Raw genomic sequence first — 21,110 nt, 5'->3', positions numbered from 1 at the left:
TGGCGTCGTGTAGACAAGATTTAAAACTTATCCCGTCAGTTACCGTTTATTGTTAGTAACAAATAAATTTACGTAAATGGCACATAAAAGGAAGTTAGGTTTAACAGCGTTAGAGGTTTCCCCTATTGCTTTTGGAGGTAATGTTTTTGGATGGACTTTAGATGAAACAGCATCTTTTCAGTTATTGGATGCATTGATAGATGGCGGCTATAATTTTATAGACACTGCCGATGTATATTCCAAATGGGTTCCGGGAAATAAAGGTGGCGAATCAGAGACGTTTATTGGGAATTGGTTATCGAAACGGGGAAAACGCGATGATGTAGTGATTGCTACCAAGTTAGGTGCTGAGATGGATAAAGACAGAAAGGGGCTAAAAGCCGCTTATGTAAAAGAAGCGGTAGAGGCTTCGTTGAAAAGACTAAAAACGGATTATATTGATCTCTATCAAACCCATTATGACGATGAGGCGACGCCTGTTGAAGAAACTATGGAGGCGCTAAATACCCTTATTGAAGAGGGTAAAGTACGCTATATCGGCGCCTCTAATTTCAAGGCTGCACGTATTGCTGCTTCGAACGAATTTGCAAGAAAAAACAATTTGCAGCCTTATGTCAGCATCCAACCCCTTTATAATCTATACGACCGGCAGACGTTTGAGACGGAGTATCTTTCGTTGGTACAGGATCAAAATCTGGCCGTGCTAAATTATTATGCATTGGCTAGTGGCTTTCTTACCGGCAAGTATCGAACGGAAGCTGATTTAGGCAAAAGCCAGCGAGGTGAAACGGTAAAACAATACTTGAATGAACGCGGTGAAAGAATTCTGGTTGCCTTGGAAGAAATCGCCGCCAATAAAAGTGCAACGAAGGCGCAAATAGCCATTGCCTGGTTGCTCCATAAACCTTTTATTACCGCGCCTATTGCCAGCGCAACCAATGAGAAACAGCTGCATGATTTAATTACGTCGGCAGACATCGCACTGAGTTCGGAGGAAATAAAAATATTGGATAACGCAAGTAGTTATTAGGGAGCAGTTAGCAGGGAGTAGTTATTAGGGAGTAGTTAGCAGGGAGTAGTTATTAGGGAGTAGTTAATAGGGAGTAGTTATTAGGGAGTAGTTAATAGGGAGTAGTTATTAGGGAAATAGTTAATAGGGAGAACTTTTTTCTTATCTGTTACCTAGCCTTTAACTAGTTCCCTAGCTCCAACTCACCGGTTCACTGTTCCCTACTCACTGTTCCCTTGTTCCCTATTAACCGGTTCACTGTTCCCTTAAAGTGCTTGAATGTACTGATGAAACAATTGAATCGCTTCTCTTTTTTTATCAGTAAGCGCAAAGTCGATAGCGTGATTAAGGTAATGAGCGATATCAAAATCGTCCCTTTTAGGCAAGTTGTCGATAACCTTATCTCGATTATCCAATCCGAATTTCATTGATTTATTGAAAAGTTCAATAAAACTGCTCGGTAAAGATTTGTTAGCGGCCCATACGGCGAAAGCAAAAGGTAAACCCGTAAAGTTCATCCACTCAGCTCCCATATCATAAACAAAAGGAAAGCTTTCCTTTTTTCCAAACGTCCGATCACCTATTTCGACGAATGCATCGGCATTTTGGTCTTCCGTAAGTTCAACCGGTTGTTTCCAGTAATTTTTTAACAGTACGCGAGCAAGGTTGTTAGAAGTGCGTGACTGCTTATCAAGTCGTAGCGTTTTTATTTCGTGAACCGGTTTGTTGCTAAAAATAAATACTGAATTAACTGCGCCGGTAGCGCCGATACAATAGTCTGAAATAATTTCATATTTCGGTATCTGCAATAGAGCGGCTACCGGTACCAAGCCTACGTCCACCTGACAATCAATTAGCTTTTGTGCGCAGGTACTTGGTATATCCAAGCTTAATTCTATTTCATCAATCAGTGGGGTGTTTTTTATACCATAGATAAATGGAGTCGTATTTGTATAGGATACGGCTGATACTTTAATTTTGTTCATGTGTTAATATAAAATGCTATTCGACGTCCTGAAGCTGTGCTAAATGGTTTATGTTGTAATGATCTTCAATCGTAAAGGTACCCTCATTATAGGAAACTAAATATAGAGCCGTATTCATATGAGGAAAGTCGTCCATTTGAGATAAAGGTTTGTTTATCAGTAAGCAAAGTAGAATACGCATCGCGCGACCGTGCATACAGATAAGCACATTGCGTTCATCGGGTTGGGAGGTGATATAATCCATAGCCTTTTTTTGCCTTTCCTGTACTTGATTAGGACTTTCGCCTCCTTCTATGGCGATATCTAATTTCCCTTCGCTCCATTGCTGCGTAATCGAGTTGAAACCTGTGATAATGTTAGTGGATTGCTCTTTACCTTCGTAAATTCCCCAACTAATTTCATCCAGTCCTTCGAGCTGTTCCCAAGGAATACCTTGATTAATAAAATTAGCGACTGTTTGATGGGTTCGGATTAGGGTAGAGGTATATATTTTATCAAATTTTATTGCTTGGTAAGCTTCATAGAAAGCCTGCGCCTGTTGATTTCCCAGGTCATTTAACGGTGTGTTGACACCCCTGCCCTGTACTATTCCCTGTTTGTTTAAATCGGTTTCTCCGTGTCTGATTATATAGAATAATTTTTTCATTAAAATGATTTGTTCTTTATCGGTGATGAAGCTTGCATAAATTATTCATTTTTCTTCGGTATATGGCAATTTATGCAGGTTTCATTCAAGTAATTTGTTCTTTAGTAGTTCAGGATAAAAGTATCAAGACATCATCCAAGCCTGATTATGGAGTAGTGAGCAAGTCTAGCGTCCCATTCCCTTACTCCCCAAGTCCAGTGATCTTGGGAACCGGTTAGCCATGAACAAGTCTAGCACCCCGTTGCCTTACTCCCTATTCACTTGTTCCCTATTCCCTAATTCAACACCGGCAAGCTGTAATAGCTTTTTTTAGGATTGCTTTCTTCGAACTGATAATCCTGATAATCCGTAACCACATTATATAAGGTGTCACGTTCAATCGGATGCCGTCCTACCTGCTTGATCAGCTCAACCAGTTGCTGCGTACTCATGGCTGGATTTTGCTCTTCAGCTCCTGCCATTGAATAGATTTTGGTAGTATCATCTAAGGTGCCATCTATGTCGTCCACACCAAAGCTCAAAGACAGCTGCGCTGTATCTCTACTGATCATAGCCCAGTATGCCTTTATATGCTGAAAGTTGTCGAGGTAAATGCGTGCTATCGCATAATTTCTCAAATCTTCGATGACCGAAGATTCAGGAATGTGCGACATTTGATTGTCTTTGTTTCTAAACTTGAGGGGGATAAATGTTTGAAATCCGCCTGTTTTGTCTTGCAACTGACGCAGTTGCTCCATATGATCAACGCGGTGATGAAATGCTTCTATATGGCCATAAAGCATCGTTGCATTTGAATACATGCCCAGTTTGTGCCACTCCTCATGAATGGCCAACCATTGTTCTGCATTACATTTATCCTTAGCGATCTGGTCTCGTATCTCCGGATGGAAAATTTCCGCTCCGCCGCCCGGCATGGACTCCAATCCCGCCTCCTTCATCATGCGCATACCCGTAGCGTAATCTACTTTTGCCTTCTTAAAAATATAATGATATTCAACCGGTGTCAATGCCTTGACGTGAAGTTGTGGGCGATGTTTTTTTATAGCAGAAAACAAATCCATATAAAACTGCATATTGTATTGCGGGAGCACCCCTCCCACTATATGGACTTCTGTAACCGGTTCATTATCATATTTTTTGATGGTTGACAGCATGTCTTCCATGCTTGCTTCCCATCCTTCTGACCGCTCTTTAATTAAACGCGAATAGGAACAGAACTTACAGTCATACACGCATAAGTTGGTCGGTTCTATATGGAAATTCCGGTTGAAATAGGTGTAGTTGCCATTTTTTTTCTCCCGAATATAATTTGCTAATACGCCTAAATAGCCTAATTCGCCTTTCTCGTAAAGTACTACCCCTTCTTCGAAGCTTATGCGCTCATTGTTAAGAACTTTTAATGCTATTTCTTTTAATTCTGCATCTAAATGGGGATCATCGATGACCAGCTGTAACCTATTATCTGCTTCCATACACAAATATCTTACCGACAAACTTAGATAAACTTGGCTGGATATGCAAACATGTAACCGTCTCGTTAAAGTAAGATTTACGGGCTGTAGGCTTTCCGCGGTAAGCGGTAGGCACGTATTACGTATAACTTACGACTTAAAACTCGCCTCAAACAATTTTAAAACTCACTTGTTTGTTTTATTGGAAAGATTGAGGTAGCTTTAAATCAACAAATAACAACCTCCGTTTTTTGTTCTAATTTCTTGAGTTATGGATACATTAAAGGTAGAGCCCATTGTTTTGCGTAAACTAACCATTGAAGACGCGGAAATCTTCGACAATGTCTATACGAGACCGGACCTGTTCTGGAAAATCAATATCAATGATGAAGTTGGTGATGAGACGGTCGAAGAGTTTACTAAAAGAATGCTTTGGTTATGTAAGTACATTTATACGATTCGGTTGAAAAATGAACCGGAAAAGGTAATCGGCTGTTGTGTGTTGTATAACTGGAATAAAAAGAAAAAAGACATTTTTTTCGGAGGTTCTCTATTACCGGAATATTGGGGAAAAGGAATTATGCCTGCTGCTTTCAATCAAATGATCGAGATGGCGAAATATTGTTTGGGCGCTTCCTTTATAAAAATATGCATTAATGAGGATAATCAGCCGGCTACTCGAATGGTAGAGAAGCTAGGTTTTTTTAACGCATTAAAAGAGGAAGAATTTGTAACCTATACCCGTCCCATCGATCTACCGGCCTCTACGGCTAAGTTGATTCATAAGGATAAGGGATTTCAGCAAGCAATTTAATGTGAGTGATGCCTGCCTTCCTGTAGGCAGGAATTTTGAATGATGAACGAGTAGTGGCGGTAGCACCTACCGACAGGCAGGCTTTTGAATTTTTACCATCCCTACGGCAGTCAGGCTTTTGAATTTTTACTTTTTACTTTTGAATTTTAAAATAAAATGTATATTTGCGCCATACATTCAACAATGTATTGATCAATTCCTCTTTAAAAGAGTCTTGATTTATAAAGAAGTGGCGAGAGACCGGCTCTAAGACCCACTGGCAACCATCCGAAGCGTTCGGAAAAGGTGCCAAATCCTGTCCCAGATAAATGGGAGCATATAAATGAATAAGACAATGAAATCGCATTCAACTATCAGCACATTCAAGTCCGGTGCAGTACTTTACCGGCAATCATTCGATCATACCTTCACTGGCAAAAAGCAGTCTTTTTCTTATATACATTGCTCTTGCATGTATATGTGCTGTTGTTAAAAAGAACACTCTTTTTAACCGATGCTAAACATACATCGTTTGATGTATTGTATGTGCATACGTCTACACTAATAAACAAACGATTAAACACTTTAAAGAAGAATCCAATGTCAGCTAAAAATCTAAAATTTGATACTTTACAAGTCCATGCGGGACAAGAAGTAGACCCTGCTACTAATGCACGGGCGGTTCCTATTTATCAAACGACTTCCTATGTCTTTAACAATTCTGAGCACGGTGCGAATTTATTCGCTTTAAAAGAGTTCGGGAATATATATACGCGAATCATGAATCCGACAACGGATGTTTTTGAAAAGCGTATTGCGGCGCTTGAGGGAGGGGTAGCAGCGGTTGCGGTGGCCTCCGGACAGGCAGCACAATTTTTGGCCTTAACAAATATTTTGGAAAGTGGTGAGAACTTTGTGACCGGTTCCAATTTATACGGCGGCACCTATAACCAATTTAAGGTGTCTCTCAAACGTTTGGGTATTGAGGCGCGTTTTGCAAAAAATGATGAGGCAGCCGCTATTGAAGCGCTTATTGACGATAAAACAAAGGCTATTTATATTGAAACAATCGGTAATCCAAGTTTCAACATCCCCGATTTTGAGGCGGTTGCCGCAGTGGCGCGAAAATTTGAGCTTCCGCTGATTGTTGATAACACCTTCGGTGCCGGAGGTTACCTATTTAAACCCCTGGAACATGGGGCACACGTGGTGGTCGAATCGGCAACAAAATGGATCGGTGGTCATGGAACTAGCATTGGTGGTGTAATCGTTGATGGTGGCAATTATGATTGGGGCAATGGTAAATTTAAGCAGTTCAGCGAACCTTCCGAGGGATACCATGGCCTGGTATTTAAGGATGTGTTCGGTGTAAATGGGCCTTTTGGTAATATACAGTTTGCAATCCGCGCCCGTGTAGAAGGACTGCGGGATTTCGGTCCGGCCCTCTCCCCTTTTAATTCATTCTTATTGCTTCAGGGATTGGAAACGCTTTCGTTGCGTGTACAACGACATGTTGACAACGCACTAAGTGTAGCTAAATGGTTGGAGCAGCATCCCTTGGTCCAATCGGTTAATTATCCGGGTTTGGAATCACATCCGGCGCATGCTCGTGCTAAGAAGTATCTACAGCATGGTTTTGGAGCAGTATTGTCTTTTGAACTGAAAGGCGAAAAGGAAAGTGCAACAGCTTTTGTGGATAGTTTGCAGTTAATCAGCCATTTAGCCAATGTGGGTGATACAAAGACGCTGATTATTCAGCCTTCGGCTACAACCCATCAACAACTTTCGGATGAGGAACAACTGGCTGCCGGTGTTACGCCAACAGCCTTGCGCTTGGCCGTTGGTATTGAACATATAGATGATATAATAGCTGATTTACAGCAAGCTTTCGAGAAGATTAAATAGAAAAATTTAACAGCGCATTTGGCGCCTATTATATATGAGTATCCATAAATTCAATTATAATAAAACCTTCCGGCTTGAAAACGGGAAGCGATTGAAGGGTTTACAGATAGCCTACCATACCTATGGTCGATTAAATACACGTAAAGATAATGTGGTATGGGTTTGTCACGCGCTGACTGCAAATTCGGATGTGTTCGACTGGTGGCCCGGTTTGTTTGGGGAAAGAGATTTGTTCAATCCGCAGGAACATTTTATTATTTGTGCTAATATTATCGGATCTCATTATGGGACAACCAATCCGTTGACAACCAACCCAAGTACCGATCAACCTTATTATTTATCTTTTCCGCAGTTCTCCATTCGGGATCTGGTGGCGGCACATGAGCTTTTAGCGCAGCACCTGGGCATTGATAAGATTAAAGTACTAATTGGAGGCTCGTTGGGCGGGCAACAAGCCATGGAATGGGCTATTATCCATCCTGATCGGATTGAGAATCTTGTCTTATTGGCTACGAATGCCCAACATTCGCCTTGGGGCGTTGCCTTCAATGAAAGCCAGCGGTTGGCGATCAGTGCCGACCGGACCTTTTATGCGAATAAACCTAATGGCGGAGCGAAAGGTTTGAAAGTAGCTAGGAGTATCGCCTTACTTTCTTACAGGACTTACGAAACATACGGCGCCACGCAACTGGAAAGCTCGGATGAGAAAATAGATGATTTCCGTGCCTCTTCCTACCAAAATTATCAGGGAGAGAAATTAGTGAAGCGCTTCAATGCCTACAGTTATTGGTTTCTGAGTAAGGCCATGGATGCCCACAACGTGGGAAGGGGTCGTGATGGCGCAGAGAAGGCTTTGCAGCATATCCGTGCAAAAACGTTGGTTATTGGTATTACAAGCGATATATTATTTCCTTTGGATGAACAAAAGTATTTGGCCAAACATATTAGAAACGCCAAATTTGCGGCCATCAACTCCTTTTATGGACATGACGGATTTTTGATCGAAACCAAGCAGATCAGTAAAGAAATCGCTGCTTTTTTGAAACAAAGTTATCCCAATCGTTTGGATAGAACCTTGCAACCACTTATTTAATAATATATAGAGAAGAAGATCTAACAGAACAATGAGTAAAAAGCTTACACTAGGATTGTTTGGCTTTGGCGTGGTAGGCCAAGGCTTATACGATATCATTAAAACCAAAAAGCTAAACCTGGAAATCAAACGTTTTGCTATTAAAAACCCCGACAAAAAAAGAACACTACCCCTGGAATTATTTACTACCCAAGCAGATGAGCTATTGGATGACGTGGAGATCAATACCATTGTAGAGCTCATAGACGACGCCGATGCCGCTTTCCATATCGTATCGAAAGCCCTAAAGAACGGCAAAAACGTCGTTTCAGCTAATAAAAAAATGATCGCCACACATTTGGAAGAGCTGGTAGATATTCAGCAGGCGTATGGAACGAGTCTTTTATATGAAGGGGCGGTATGTGGTAGTATTCCTATTATCCGTAACTTAGAGGAGTACTACGACAATGAGCTACTCCATTCCGTTTCCGGTATTTTTAATGGGTCGTCCAATTACATATTGTCCAAGATCTTTAACGAGCATATGGACTATGACACCGCGTTAAAACAAGCACAGCATCTAGGTTTTGCTGAAACGGATCCCATCTTGGACGTAGGTGGTTTTGATGCAAAATTTAAACTTGCTATTGTTGCTTCTCATGCGTACGGATTATATGTGAAACCGGAAGAAATTCTTAACATTGGTATCGATCAATTATCCGATTACGACATTCGTTTTGCACGGGAGAAAAACTACAAAATTAAATTAGTGCCGACGGCTAAGGAAATTGGAAATGAAAAAGTAATACTCTACGTAATCCCTAAGTTTGTGAATGAGAAAAGCATTCTTTATTCTGTAGAGAACGAATATAATGGTGTAGTGGTACAGGCTGCGTTTGCCGATCAACAGTTTTTCTATGGAAAAGGTGCCGGAGGGCATCCAACCGGTTCAGCTGTGCTGTCAGATATCGCCGCTTTACGGTATGACTACCGCTATGAATATAAAAAGCACCTGGAAGCAACCCAGTTGAATCATAGTAATAACCATAAGATCACCGTATACCTACGGTATAATGATGAATCTATTTTGGAAAAGCTAAACTTTCTAAAGGTATCAGAAAGACACTATGCCCGCGAATTCAAATACATTATCGGTGACATTAATCTGGAGTCTTTGATCGCCAATAAGGACTTATTGGCCGCCGATAAGGGATTTGTGGTTGAGGTACCTTAGGTTAGTTGTTAGTTATTGGTTTTTAGTTATTAGTTGTTGGTTATTGGTTGTTAGTTATCACTAATAACTAATAACGAGCAACAAATAACGATTACAAATGCTGCGCAATTACATAGCCACTTGCCCAGGCCCATTGGAAGTTATAGCCGCCTAGCCAGCCGGTTACATCAACGCATTCGCCACCGAAAAAGAGTCCGGTGCATTTTTTGGCTTCCAGGCTTTTCGAAGATAACTCTTCCGTGCTGACGCCTCCACGCATTACTTCAGCTTTGTCGTAGCCCTTGCTACCTGCCGGTTTCACTTCAAAGCGGTGAATCACCTGTTCCATTAGTTTCACGTCCTGTTTGCCGACGGATGCGATTTTCTTATCGATAGGTAGAAATTTGCCTAATGCTTCAGTAAACTTCTTAGTAAAGTGATCTTGCAATAGCTGTGCAAGGAGTCGCTTCCCCCCTTTTTCGCGTTCTAGCTGAATTAGTTGGGCAATGCGTTGTTTCGGGAGTAAGTCGATCCAAATCAGCTCGCCCGGATTCCAATAGGAGGAAATCTGTAAAATGGCAGGGCCGCTGAGGCCCCAATGCGTGAATAAAATATTTTCTTCAAAGCTTGCTCGATTGTTCCAGACTTTACTGAAAATCGAATTGCCCGCCAAAGCACTGAACCATTCGGCATCCTTTCCGGTGATTGTCAGCGGAACCAGTGCCGGTGCTGTGGCGGTCACGGCCAAGCCGAATTGCTTTGCTATACGAAGCGAAAAATCGCTAGCCCCCAATTTAGCAATAGGGAGTCCACCGCTGGCCATAACCACCTTGGGAGCCTCCAAGCTTTCCAAACGGTCTTTATGATGGAACATGACCTGAAAAGATCCGGTTGCCGGATTCTTTTCGATAGATTTAACCTCAGCCTCTAAAATCACCCGTTGCCCCAGTTCCTTAAGTAAGCGTTCAAATACAGCCACCACATCTTTAGCCTTGTTGGAAGTCGGAAACAACTGTCCTAAGGTCTTCTCCTGCCCTGCAATACCCTGTTGCTCAAAAAAATGGATGGTATCATCGACGCTCCATTGATGGAGTGCGGCAACACAAAAGTGTTCATTTTCAGAGATGAAATTAGTGGGAGCTGTGTATAAATTGGTGTAATTACAACGGCCCCCTCCTGAAATCAATATTTTGGCGCCTAACTTGTCGTTTCGTTCCAGCACTGCTACCCTTTTGCTTAAGTAACCAGCCTGCACCGCACACATGAGACCGCAGGCACCTCCACCTATGATGAGGACATCATATTCCATGGAAAATAATTTTAGTCAACAGATAACACACGTTTCTCGTCCCAGCTTCGTTCCGCCAATTGTAATAGATAAATCACATCCCGAGCCTGCTCAGCCGTTACGGCTAATTCTGCTTTTCCGAGAATGGCATCACGCACATTTTCGTAATAACCCGGATAATTTCCCTTTTGGCTGCGAATCTTTCTCCGGTTATTCGGTTCTTCAGCCGTTGTATTGAGGATGCCCCATATTTCTTCCGGTTCTTCGCCCCAATTTGGTAAGTCGGCCGGTGTTTTCCCCTCCCGAAGTGCCGCTTCCTGTGGATCGACACCCGGTTTTACAAAGGCTCCCTCCGTTCCATAAAGTGCAAAACGGGGCGTTGGTTCTTTTACCAACATACTTCCTTTGAGCGAAACCTTTATTTGCGGGTAATACAATAAAACTTCGAAATCATCCACCGCCCCTACTCCTTCCCGCATTTTACGTAGTGACGCAAAGAGTGCTTGCGGTTTGCCGAATAATTGTAAGGTCTGATCGATGAGGTGTGCTCCAAGGTCGAACCAAATCCCCGAACCGGGTAGGTCGTCCTCACGCCAGGCATTCGGCCGGAGGTAGTTGCGGAAACGGTCATAGCGGATTTCCATCGTTACCAATCGCCCGAGTTCGCCACTAGCAATCACGTCTTTTACGGTCAGGTAATCGCTATGCCAACGAGCGCTATGGAAGACGGATAATAATTTGCCTTGGCTTTTCGCTATTGCAATCAGCTCGTTTGCTTCTTCCAATGTATTGGTAAAAGGTTTCTCCACCACCACATGTTTGCCTGCCAATAGGGCCGCTTTACAAAGACTAAAATGTACATCGTTGGAAGTAGCTATCACAACCAAATCGACTTGCTTATCATTAAAGATATCCTGTACATCGGTTACGATGTTTACGTCCGGATATTTAGCCCGTAATATATGTTGCTGTTCTTTCCGACGGGCATAGACTTTTGTTAATCTTAAACCTACTACGGAGCTTATAAGAGGAGCATGAAGCACTTGTCCTGCCATGCCAAAACCGATCAATCCTACATTGAGTTGCATGGGAGACGAAGATAGGGAATTGAGGAGAGATGGGCAAGGGTGTAAAAATAAAATGGACTGATCAAACACCAATCCATTTTATTAAAATTAAAGTAAACTTAAAAAATTATCGCATTACATATGAGCCGAACGTAAATCCGACTTTTACGGGATTAACACCTACCGGTGTAAAATATTCAAGCCCTAAGTCTCCGGATTGATACAAACCAAAAACATACATTTGCCCATTGCTGGTATAATTTTTTGCATCACCAAGCACTAAGCGGGCAATTTCAGGAATATAAGTTAAGCTATAAGGTTGTTCGAAGCTAACGTTACTTAACGTGATATTTTGAACTGTCTTACTAACCAAATCTAAACTACAGAAGGTGTTTTTTCCATCATTGGTCCGATTACTACTAACCAAATATGCTTTTTTAACGCCTGGTACTACCACAATTTTCTCTGCTCCAAAGCTCATTCCTTCAACTTGATCATTTGCTGTATTAACAATATATAATTTAGAAGGTTTAGAAATTTGACTACCATTATAAATAGCAGAAGCATTTACATATAAAACATTCTTAGTCGTATCAGCAGCTATTGCGCTTATATTCTCTGCTACAACAATATCTTTTTCAATAGTTAATGTTGTAGGATTTACTACAGATATATGGTTGTCGTAAGTTCCTCCGTTCAACGCATCTCTCCATCCAGAGTTGGTTACATAAATTTTTCCATTAGTAGTTGTAAGTTGTTCTGGGCTTTTACCAACCGCAACACTATTTATGGAAAAACTACTCGTAGTATCAATGGCAAACAATTTATTTTCTCCATGGCTAGTAGCATATATTTTTCCTTTATGAGCCAGTAGATACCTAGGTAATGATATGTTTATCACCTTTAATTCCGATCTCGTTTTGGCATCTAATACAACAACCTTGTTTGCATCAGTAACGGAAATATAAACCTTACTTCCATATACTAACAAATCGTTTGCCCCAGAACCTAAATTTCCAGTGAAAGCGCTATTATTATATTGATTTGTTCCATAGCTATAGAATCCTAAATTAGAGGTCCCACCAAAGGCCCCCTCATTTAAAACGAACATTCCGGTGTTTTCAGGAAGTTGATCTATGGGAGCAACATCGTCATCACTGTTACTACACGCTCCCAGTGTAAGTAAGGTTCCGGCTAATAAGCTTAGGTAAAGAGAGTTGATTTTTGTCTTCATTTGTTGTTTATAAGGTGAATTTTTATTGTATGCTTGTTATAACGGCTTAACAAGTAAAATTGCTACTCTTAAGCTGAAATTTAATTGGTGTGTATATTGTCTTAGATCTATAAGCTGATATTTTCCTTCTGTTGACAAAAATAGCCATTCGGGATGATTATCCAAAAGTAATACTTGCCAGGCTTTGATTTTGTATGCAAGTTTATGAGTTTTTTGTTACCTTAGTTGCACAAACCTGAATACGGATGAAAATACTGCTCCCTTTCTGCCTATTGTTAATTTCTTATAAAATCTATGCCCAACCGATGGATACCCTATTTTTAAAGAATTTAATTGAAAGTCATCCCGAACTTTTTAAAGCTGTTCTCGATGATCCGCAACGAAAGCAGGTGCAAATTCTTTATACCCAAATAGATCGCGATAAACATAATAAACCACATTTTACTTCTTTTAGCTACCGATTAAATCCTAACTGGTATTTCTATCCCGCCAGTACGGTTAAGCTCCCGGCATCTATCTTCGCCTTAGAGAAAATCAATGAGCTGAAAATTAAAGGACTGGATAAAAATACCCCGCTGAAAATCGATAGCGCTTGGGAAAGACAAACAAGGGTTGAGATCGACTCTTCCTCCGCCAATGGACTGCCCAGTATCGGGCATTATATCAAAAAAATCTTACTGACCAGTGATAACGATGCCTTCAATCGTCTTTACGAATTCTTGGGACGGGCTGATATCAATCGCCGCTTGAAGAAACATGGGGCCAGTCATAGTCGCATTATCAATCGCCTAGCGATTGGCGATAAGGGTGAATGGGCGAAACATACGAACCCAATTACTTTTTATAAAGATGATCTGCTTATCTATCAACAAGCGGCCCAATACGATCCGCAAGATTACCCCTTGGATCTACAAAATCTAATTCGTGGTAAAGCTTATAGGGATGCCAATGACAGTCTCATTCATAAGCCCTACAGCTTTGAAGGGCTCAATGCATATGCGCTAGCCGATCAGCAGCTGATCATGAAAAAACTGCTTTTTCCAGAAGCCTTCCCGAAGAAAGAACGATTTCATCTGAGGGATGAAGACTATCGCTTCATCTACTACTATATGTCGCGTTTTCCACAAGAATCCGATTTTCCTAAATATGACAGCACTGAATTCTGGCCTACCTATAGTAAGTTATTGTTTTTCGGTCGGGAAAAAGGTGTCCATCCGGATGGTCGTATCCGCAGTTTCAATAAGTATGGTGATTCCTACGGCTACAATATCGACAACGCTTATATCGTAGATTTTAAAAACGGTGTCGAATTCCTGCTAACAGCTGTTGTGCAATCCAACAATAACGAAATCTATAATGATAGTGTTTATGAATACGAAGAGGTCACCTACCCTTTTCTGAAAAACCTAGGTAGGTTGGTTTATGAACATGAGCTAAAACGGGAAAAGAAGGTGAAGCCGGATTTGGGAAAGTTTATTTTTGGTGAATCGTTGAGTCAGAAATTAGCCGATTAGCCAATGTGATAATGTCGGCTTACTATCGCGATAGGTAGTTTCGCGTTTTAAGCGTACTTACCATGATTTATACCTTGTAAATCGTCAATTAGTCGAGTAGTTTTTATACGGCTAATGATGGTTCAGTAATAGTGATAAAGCACAAACCAACGAATAACCAATAACTAACAACCAATAACTAATAACCAACTAATAACCACAAACCTCACAAGGCATAATATTATTATTGCAGTTTAAGACATTGAAGTCGACGAACTCAGTGATGCCGGCGATTTTTCCGCGTTCACTATGTTGCCAGATATCCCACGGGCGATTGATATAATCAGGTTTATCCTCACGCTCGTAATGTGCAATCCATAAGGGGTATTTATCAAACTTTTCACCCAGGTAATCGCGGTAAAAAGTAGTATAGGTATAAACAACGGGACGGATACCGTAGTGGTTGTGCAGGGTATTCAGACAGTCTTGTAGACGCTTTTTCAAAACTGTTTTATCGGTACGATAAGTTTTTTCGATATCAACAACGGGAGGCAAACAGCCTTCCAACCTTCCCACTCGTTTAATAAAAAGTTCTGCTTGTTTTACACCGTCTTTATTCGGATGAAAAAAGAGATAGGCACCTCGTTTTATACCGTGTGCCTTTGCTTCTTGCCAGTTGGTTTTAAATTTTTTATCAGTACGCATCCCCATTGAGGCGCGCATATAAACGAAGGAGATATGAATATCGCTATCCTGAGGCATACATAAAGCATCCCAATCAATTTTACCTTGATATTGGGATATATCGATGCCGTGTGTATGGTATCCTGCTGGTATTTTAATGCCGTAATGCGTGCATTTATGGAATAGAAAATGGTTAACGACTGCAATGCAGGCTAATGCCAATCCACAGCACAGGGCTAATATCCATTTCCAGCGAGTGGGTCTTTCGCTACTCTTTTTCTTTCCTTTTCTTCTCTTTCTTCTAGTCGCACTCATTTATAAGCTGGCCCTCACCATTCTATCTGCGCCATGTATATCCTGTTTAAGTAGGATATTTTTGAATCCCTTTTTTGTTAGTAAATCTTTTACTTCCTGCCCGAAATTTCGATTGATCTCAAAATAGAGCTTCCCCCCTTTTTCCAGATGCGCTAAGGCGAATGCGGCAATCGTCTCATAAAAGAGTAACGGTGCCTGATCTTCCACAAAGAGAGCCAAATGTGGTTCAAATTGTAATACATTCGGATGCATTCCCTTCTGCTCGCTATTGGTGATGTAAGGCGGATTACTGACAATCACGTCGAATTTAACCTCTTCTGCAAAGATAATGTCCCATTCCAGGATATCGGCCAGCATAAAGTGAACAGGGCATTGGTTGTCCGCTGCATTCTGCTTTGCTACGGCCAGTGCTTCAACCGATACATCCAAGGCGTAAACCTGTGCTTGATTAACATACTTTTTAATAGCAATTGGAATACAGCCCGAACCCGTGCCTATGTCTATTAGTTTAGGTTCCGAGCTATTGGACAGTTTTAAATCCTGAATGATAAGATCTACAAGTTCTTCGGTCTCGGGGCGAGGAATCAAGACATGTTGATTCACATGGAGGGATAATCCCATAAAAGGTGTGTGTCCTATGATATACTGAACCGGTTCACCGGCACTTATACGGCTGGCGGCATCTTCTAGCTGGTCCAGTTGCTCGTCGTTCAAGCTCATGGATTTGTGAAGGAGTAAGTCTCTTCTGCTATACCCCAACAGATCCTCCAACACAATCAGAAAGATGCTTTCCGCTTCGGTAGCTTCGTATAAAACAGCTAATTTTTCTATGAATCGTTTTTTGACGGCTTCGAGTTGCATGGCATTCAAAAGTAAAAATTCAAAAGTAAAAATTCAAAAGTAAAAAGCCTGCCGTGAGGTATCAGGTATCAAGACACCTGCCTACCGGCAGGCAGGTAGATATCAAGACTTTTTTAGTTGTGCGTTGCGAGTTTTCTTCCTGTCCTATGTCTTCTTGCTATTTCCCTGTTCCACCACTCAACTATCCGCACTTTAAACTTCCTAGCAATGCACAAAAAAAACTTATTCATCACTCATCATTCCTGCCTACCGACAGGCAGGCAACATTCATCATTTAAAACTCCACTCAACATAACATAAAACTGTAAAAAAAATCGGCCTATTGATCGACAGCTACTAAAATTCATTAGGTTTGTGCATGCCTAATCACGAAATCTATATGCGGCGTTGTCTGGAACTCGCTGAGCTCGGTCAGGGTAGTGTCAGTCCAAATCCGATCGTTGGCGCTTTGGTTGTACATCATGATACCATCATTGGCGAGGGATGGCATCGAAAATACGGAGAGGCCCATGCCGAACCGAATGCTATTGCCGATGTTTTTAACCGTTATCCAAACGCTGCTGATCTATTGAGAGAATCGACCGTCTACGTTACTTTAGAGCCTTGCTCCCATCATGGGAAAACGCCCCCCTGTGCCGATCTGCTCGTCAAGCATCAAGTAAAACAAGTGGTTGTTGCTTGTAACGATCCGTTTGAACAAGTAAACGGTCGTGGTATTGCCAAATTGCGTGAAGCGGGAATTGACGTACTTGAAGGTGTGCTGGAAGAAGAAGCAAAATTTGTAAACCGTCGTTTCTTTACTCGGGTGCAGCACCAACGACCTTATGTTATACTAAAATGGGCAGAAACAGCAAATGGTTATTTTGCTCCTAAAGGTGAAAAACAGCAATGGATCACGGGCTCCGCTGCACAGGTGGTCAACCATCGGTGGCGTAGCGAAGAAGATGCGGTTTTGGTAGGAGCCAATACGGCGTTGATCGATAATCCACAACTGACTGTCCGCCACTGGTTTGGAAGAAATCCCAAACGGATCGTTATTGATAAAGAGCTTTCGCTCCCACCTCATCTTCATTTGTTTGATAAAGAAGCGGAAACAATTGTATTCAACGCGAAAAAAACCGATTGGCAAGACAGACTAAAGTTGATTGCGTTGGAAAATTTCGACTGGTATTTGCCACAAAATATTCTATATCAGCTTCACTTGATGGATGTTCAATCACTTGTTGTTGAAGGCGGTATAAAAACGCTCAATCTATTTATAAAGGCGGGTTTGTGGGATGAAGCGCGTGTGTTTAGAGGACAGGCTTATTGGAAGGATGGTTTAGACGCTCCCCGTTTGCAGGTTATACCTCAAATCAAGGAAAACATAGGGAATGATTCACTTACCGTTTATTTTAACAAATAGAGATGCTCTTAGTCCTTTTAAGTGTTTTGTGCAGCGTCACGGTATCGGTGATTATCAAATTGGCTAGGCGCTATTCGGTTAACACCCTGCAAATGATTGCATGGAATTATCCGATGACTGTCTTATTGAGCTACCATTACCTGAAGCCCGATCTAAGTAATTTTTCCATCGCAGAGGCGCCATTAATAAGCTATTTAGCATTGGGATTATTACTACCCTCCCTCTTTATTATCATTGCGGGATCTATACGCTATTCGGGCATTGTGCGAACGGAAGTGGCTCAACGTCTGTCTCTTTTTATTCCACTCCTGGCTGCATTCTTTATCTTTAATGAACATCCAAGTGCTACCAAACTTTTTGGCGTAGCCATCGGATTAGCGGCCATCGTATGCTCTATTAAATGGCAGAAACGCAATCAACACAGCCTTACAAGCAAAAATGCCTGGCAGTATCCGCTGATGGTATTTTTCGGTATGGGAATAATCGATATTCTTTTTAAACATATTGCCCAATACCAAGCAGTTTCGTATAGAACTTCGATTTTTTTGGTTTTCGTACTCTGTACCTTGGTGTCGTTTTTGTACCTCGGCTTTTTAGCAAGCACCAAAAAGGAAAAATTTTCGCTTTCAGGAACCCTTTGGGGATTGGGGCTGGGACTTTTTAACTTTGGAAATATCCTCTTTTATATGAAAGCTCATCAGGCTTTACCAAACAATCCTTCTGTTGTGTTTTCAGGAATGAATATAGGTGTCATTGTTGTAGGTGCAGTTGTTGGTTTATTCCTGTTTAAGGAGAAATTAAGTACTTTAAACAAAGTTGGATTGGTATTGGCAGTGATCTCAGTAATTATCATTGGCCTATTATAAGCTTTAAGCGAATTATTATTCATGAATTTATTTGAAGATACCTATAAAACGATTGAAAAACCGGCTGAAGGTCTGTTCAAGGACAAAGGAAGTAAATTTATTGCCTATGCCTACCCTTTTAGTGATCCGGAAGATCTCAAAAATGTGATAACCGAAGTGAAAGATCTCCATCCGAAAGCACGACATCACTGCTGGGCTTACCGTTTAACAACAGATCGTTCCGTATTCCGCTTAAACGATGATGGGGAGCCTTCCGGTACGGCCGGTCGCCCCATATTAAATGTACTTCTATCGCATGATTTGACGAACCTAATGGTAGTGGTAGTACGTTATTTCGGCGGTACACTGTTAGGCGTTCCAGGATTGATCAATGCTTATAAAAGCGCTACACAAGACGCCGTCAGTCAGGCCCGGATAATAGAAAAAACAGTCAATGACGTATATGAGGTGAGTTTCGATTACATGCAGATGAATGATGTGATGCGCATTGTTAAAGAAGACGATCTAATTGTGCAGCAGCAGGCTTTCGATAATAACTGTTCACTGACTTTTGAGATCCGCCAAACACAAGTCAATCATACCTTAAGTAAATTACAACATTTAACGAACGTAAAAGTAAAATACCTGCGAACCACCTAGCATATGAAGATGACGGATACCGATCTTATATTGAATGCCGATGGCAGCGTTTACCACTTGAATTTATTGCCTGAAGATTTGGGCGATACCATTATTACCGTAGGCGATCCTGACCGTGTTGGTCAAGTAAGCAAGTACTTTGATCGGATTGAAGTGAAGAAAGGTAAACGAGAATTTATTACACATACCGGTTATGTGGGACAAAATAGGCTGAGTGTTATCTCAACAGGAATCGGCACAGATAATATCGATATTGTATTAAATGAGCTCGACGCTTTGGTAAATATCGATCTGCGTAGTCGTACAGTTAAATCGCAGTTACGATCATTGAATATCATAAGGATTGGCACATCAGGTGCCCTACACAATGATATTCCTTTAGATTCCATTTTGATATCCACTTTCGGTATCGGGCTCGATCCGCTGTTGCATTATTATCGAAAAGAAGAAGCTGCGGTTGAATTGGAATTGCAGACGGCCTTTCAAACGCATTTATCAACCCAATATATACATCCCTATGTGGCTGCTTGTTCCGACAATTTGTTGCATCAACTGGCCAAAGGCGTTCCGCAAGGAATCACTTTGACGGCTCCGGGGTTCTATGCACCGCAGGGGCGAGTTACACGTGCAGAACAACACCAAACGAATTTGTTAAACAAGCTTTGTTCCTTCCGTTATAAGGGAATGCGCATCGCCAACTTAGAGATGGAAACAGCGGGTATATATGGCTTAGCTAAATCGTTGGGCCATCAAGCGATTTCCGTAAATGCGATATTGGCAAGTCGCTTAGAGGGCGTCTTTAGCAAAGAACCGCAGAAGACCGTTGAAAAGGCAATACGTTTAGTATTAGCGCATTTCTAAGTCCCGGATACGACTTTTAGCTAATAATCCACAGGTAGCTTCTTCATAAAGTCAGCCACTGGCATGTGATCTGATTTTCTGAAAGGACATTTTAGATCAAACAACTTTTTAATTCTTGATACCCTGAAGTCGCGATACTCATGGCGAAGGTGGCACCAAGCGATGAGATGCCAGCTAAAGGCGTAAAAAATAAGTCCGATTGCTTCCACTTCACGACAACTTCGCTCACCATTTTCCTTTTCATAATCGATACGCAAGATTGATTTATTGGTGATGGCATGCTGAATGGTGGATAAATATTCAAAATCATTTTGGAGGCGGGATGGAATTTGTAATTTAATATGCTCGTTCAGGAACTCCAATTGCTCTTTTTGTTGACCTCGCATTACATTTTTGACTTTGTTTAATGCTGCGGTATAGTGTTTTTGTATAGAACGATCAGCGAAACCCGCTAGAAAACGTTCCATAAGGATCAGTGCATTGGCTTCGTCATTTGTGAAAGATATCGGTGGCAGAAAGTAGCCTTGAACAATATAATAACCTTTGTTCGCTTCAAAACTGATAGGAATACCTTGCTCATTAATTGCTCGGATATCTCGGTAAACTGTTCGGGTGCTAATTTCAAATTTTTCCGCGATCGCCTCTACTCCGACATATCTGCGTGACTGAAGTAACGTTACAATACCAAAAAGTCTGTCGATTCTATTCATGTGAGTTCGAGAACCTAATTCTAGAAAAAGATTGACAAGTATAGAAAAAAGTCATTTAAGATAAGTAAAAGTTTATCTTTGAAATTTAGCCAATAGCGATGATTAAAAGTTTAACCCGGCACGACTATGAACGTGTCATGGAGATTTGGGAAAGTGCGGTAAGAGCGACTCATCATTTTCTTAAAGAAGAAGATATTTTGTATTATAAAGAACTGATTTATAATAAATACCTCGACTCAGTAGATTTATACGGTCACATCAGGCAAGATGGCATACTAACCGGCTTCATTGGGATCTCCGGCCAAGCCATCCAAATGCTATTTATAGATGCAACCAAACGCGGGATCGGAATAGGTAAAAAATTAGTGCAGTATGCCTTGGATGAAAAGGATGCAAGAACCGTTGATGTCAATGAGCAGAATCAGCAAGCGGTCGGCTTTTACAAGCATATGGGTTTTGTGGTTGTCGGCCGTACCGCTGTAGATGATGCAGGAAAACCCTATCCCATCTTAAGTATGGAATGGGGAAATGTTTAATAATATAAAAAAAGTGTCTAAAAAGTCCATCACCATCGTTCCTCGCAATGACCTTCGAGTCCTACAGAGCGAGGAT

20 protein-coding genes and 1 riboswitch are annotated in these 21,110 nt (G+C 41.4%); of the genes, 11 read left to right on the top strand and 9 right to left on the bottom strand.

Annotated features, from left to right (window positions below):
* The first annotated feature begins 76 nt into the window (after positions 1-76).
* A complete protein-coding gene (locus tag E0E36_RS22020; RefSeq protein ID WP_130857776.1) occupies positions 77-1,030 on the top strand; it encodes an aldo/keto reductase in 954 nt (317 codons plus the stop codon).
* Positions 1,031-1,275: 245 nt separating this feature from the next.
* On the opposite strand, the gene E0E36_RS22015 is transcribed toward E0E36_RS22020, so the two are convergent.
* The 3 genes from E0E36_RS22015 to mqnE form a co-directional block, all read right to left on the bottom strand.
* Entirely contained in the window at positions 1,276-1,995 is a 720-nt protein-coding gene (locus E0E36_RS22015) for a menaquinone biosynthetic enzyme MqnA/MqnD family protein (protein ID WP_130857775.1), read from the bottom strand.
* Between the two features lie 16 nt (positions 1,996-2,011).
* Positions 2,012-2,641 (bottom strand): histidine phosphatase family protein, encoded by a 630-nt coding sequence (locus E0E36_RS22010; protein ID WP_013666636.1) that lies wholly within the window; start codon positions 2,639-2,641, stop codon positions 2,012-2,014.
* A gap of 275 nt (positions 2,642-2,916) precedes the next feature.
* Positions 2,917-4,113, bottom strand: a complete 1,197-nt coding sequence (gene mqnE / locus E0E36_RS22005) for an aminofutalosine synthase MqnE (RefSeq protein ID WP_013666637.1) — start codon at positions 4,111-4,113, stop codon at positions 2,917-2,919.
* A 250-nt stretch (positions 4,114-4,363) separates the two neighbouring features.
* On the opposite strand from mqnE, the gene E0E36_RS22000 reads away from it, so the two are divergent.
* The 4 genes from E0E36_RS22000 (at position 4,364) to E0E36_RS21985 (ending at position 9,096) form a co-directional block, all read left to right on the top strand.
* Positions 4,364-4,906, top strand: a complete 543-nt coding sequence (locus tag E0E36_RS22000; RefSeq protein ID WP_013666638.1) for a GNAT family N-acetyltransferase — start codon at positions 4,364-4,366, stop codon at positions 4,904-4,906.
* A 216-nt stretch (positions 4,907-5,122) separates the two neighbouring features.
* A riboswitch (SAM riboswitch) is annotated at positions 5,123-5,231 on the top strand.
* A gap of 254 nt (positions 5,232-5,485) precedes the next feature.
* Positions 5,486-6,790, top strand: a complete 1,305-nt coding sequence (locus E0E36_RS21995) for an O-acetylhomoserine aminocarboxypropyltransferase/cysteine synthase family protein (protein ID WP_130857774.1) — start codon at positions 5,486-5,488, stop codon at positions 6,788-6,790.
* 34 nt (positions 6,791-6,824) lie between these two features.
* Positions 6,825-7,883 (top strand): homoserine O-acetyltransferase family protein, encoded by a 1,059-nt coding sequence (locus tag E0E36_RS21990; RefSeq protein WP_013666640.1) that lies wholly within the window; start codon positions 6,825-6,827, stop codon positions 7,881-7,883.
* A gap of 31 nt (positions 7,884-7,914) precedes the next feature.
* Positions 7,915-9,096, top strand: coding sequence for a homoserine dehydrogenase (locus tag E0E36_RS21985; RefSeq protein WP_013666641.1), 1,182 nt, complete (start codon positions 7,915-7,917; stop codon positions 9,094-9,096).
* 91 nt (positions 9,097-9,187) lie between these two features.
* Here the strand turns inward: E0E36_RS21985 and E0E36_RS21980 are convergent, their stop codons facing one another.
* From E0E36_RS21980 to E0E36_RS21970, 3 genes are all read right to left on the bottom strand, one after another.
* Entirely contained in the window at positions 9,188-10,384 is a 1,197-nt protein-coding gene (locus E0E36_RS21980) for a BaiN/RdsA family NAD(P)/FAD-dependent oxidoreductase (RefSeq protein ID WP_130857773.1), read from the bottom strand.
* An 11-nt stretch (positions 10,385-10,395) separates the two neighbouring features.
* Complete coding sequence (locus tag E0E36_RS21975) at positions 10,396-11,451, bottom strand: oxidoreductase (RefSeq protein WP_130857772.1); 1,056 nt, start codon at positions 11,449-11,451, stop codon at positions 10,396-10,398.
* Between the two features lie 106 nt (positions 11,452-11,557).
* Positions 11,558-12,664, bottom strand: coding sequence for a YncE family protein (locus E0E36_RS21970; RefSeq protein WP_130857771.1), 1,107 nt, complete (start codon positions 12,662-12,664; stop codon positions 11,558-11,560).
* A gap of 245 nt (positions 12,665-12,909) precedes the next feature.
* Here E0E36_RS21970 and E0E36_RS21965 point away from each other — a divergent pair, with 245 nt between their 5' ends.
* On the top strand, positions 12,910-14,178 hold the full coding sequence (locus E0E36_RS21965) for a serine hydrolase (protein WP_130857770.1): 1,269 nt from the start codon (positions 12,910-12,912) through the stop codon (positions 14,176-14,178).
* 189 nt (positions 14,179-14,367) lie between these two features.
* On the opposite strand, the gene E0E36_RS21960 is transcribed toward E0E36_RS21965, so the two are convergent.
* Both E0E36_RS21960 and prmC read right to left on the bottom strand, forming a co-directional pair.
* Entirely contained in the window at positions 14,368-15,156 is a 789-nt protein-coding gene (locus E0E36_RS21960) for a glycoside hydrolase family 25 protein (RefSeq protein ID WP_130857769.1), read from the bottom strand.
* Positions 15,157-16,017, bottom strand: a complete 861-nt coding sequence (gene prmC, locus E0E36_RS21955) for a peptide chain release factor N(5)-glutamine methyltransferase (RefSeq protein WP_130857768.1) — start codon at positions 16,015-16,017, stop codon at positions 15,157-15,159.
* Positions 16,018-16,375: 358 nt separating this feature from the next.
* Here prmC and ribD point away from each other — a divergent pair, with 358 nt between their 5' ends.
* Genes ribD through E0E36_RS21935 form a run of 4 tightly spaced genes read left to right on the top strand, consistent with a single transcriptional unit; the run spans position 16,376 to position 19,788 of the window.
* Positions 16,376-17,422 carry a bifunctional diaminohydroxyphosphoribosylaminopyrimidine deaminase/5-amino-6-(5-phosphoribosylamino)uracil reductase RibD gene (ribD, locus tag E0E36_RS21950; RefSeq protein WP_130857767.1) on the top strand — a complete coding sequence of 349 codons (1,047 nt, stop codon included), beginning with the start codon at positions 16,376-16,378 and terminating at the stop codon, positions 17,420-17,422.
* 2 nt (positions 17,423-17,424) lie between these two features.
* Complete coding sequence (locus E0E36_RS21945; RefSeq protein WP_130857766.1) at positions 17,425-18,288, top strand: EamA family transporter; 864 nt, start codon at positions 17,425-17,427, stop codon at positions 18,286-18,288.
* 21 nt (positions 18,289-18,309) lie between these two features.
* Complete coding sequence (locus tag E0E36_RS21940; RefSeq protein ID WP_013666650.1) at positions 18,310-18,927, top strand: IMPACT family protein; 618 nt, start codon at positions 18,310-18,312, stop codon at positions 18,925-18,927.
* A 3-nt stretch (positions 18,928-18,930) separates the two neighbouring features.
* Positions 18,931-19,788, top strand: a complete 858-nt coding sequence (locus E0E36_RS21935) for a nucleoside phosphorylase (protein WP_130857765.1) — start codon at positions 18,931-18,933, stop codon at positions 19,786-19,788.
* 20 nt (positions 19,789-19,808) lie between these two features.
* Here the strand turns inward: E0E36_RS21935 and E0E36_RS21930 are convergent, their stop codons facing one another.
* A complete protein-coding gene (locus tag E0E36_RS21930) occupies positions 19,809-20,498 on the bottom strand; it encodes a helix-turn-helix transcriptional regulator (protein ID WP_130857764.1) in 690 nt (229 codons plus the stop codon).
* 98 nt (positions 20,499-20,596) lie between these two features.
* On the opposite strand from E0E36_RS21930, the gene E0E36_RS21925 reads away from it, so the two are divergent.
* On the top strand, positions 20,597-21,034 hold the full coding sequence (locus E0E36_RS21925; protein ID WP_130857763.1) for an acetyltransferase: 438 nt from the start codon (positions 20,597-20,599) through the stop codon (positions 21,032-21,034).
* Positions 21,035-21,110 lie beyond the last annotated feature (76 nt).

Source organism: Olivibacter jilunii (assembly GCF_900607235.1).
GTDB classification, from domain to species: Bacteria; Bacteroidota; Bacteroidia; order Sphingobacteriales; family Sphingobacteriaceae; genus Olivibacter; species Olivibacter oleidegradans.
Note: the sequence above shows the minus strand (reverse complement) of the source record. Positions and strands in the feature narration are given on the sequence as shown.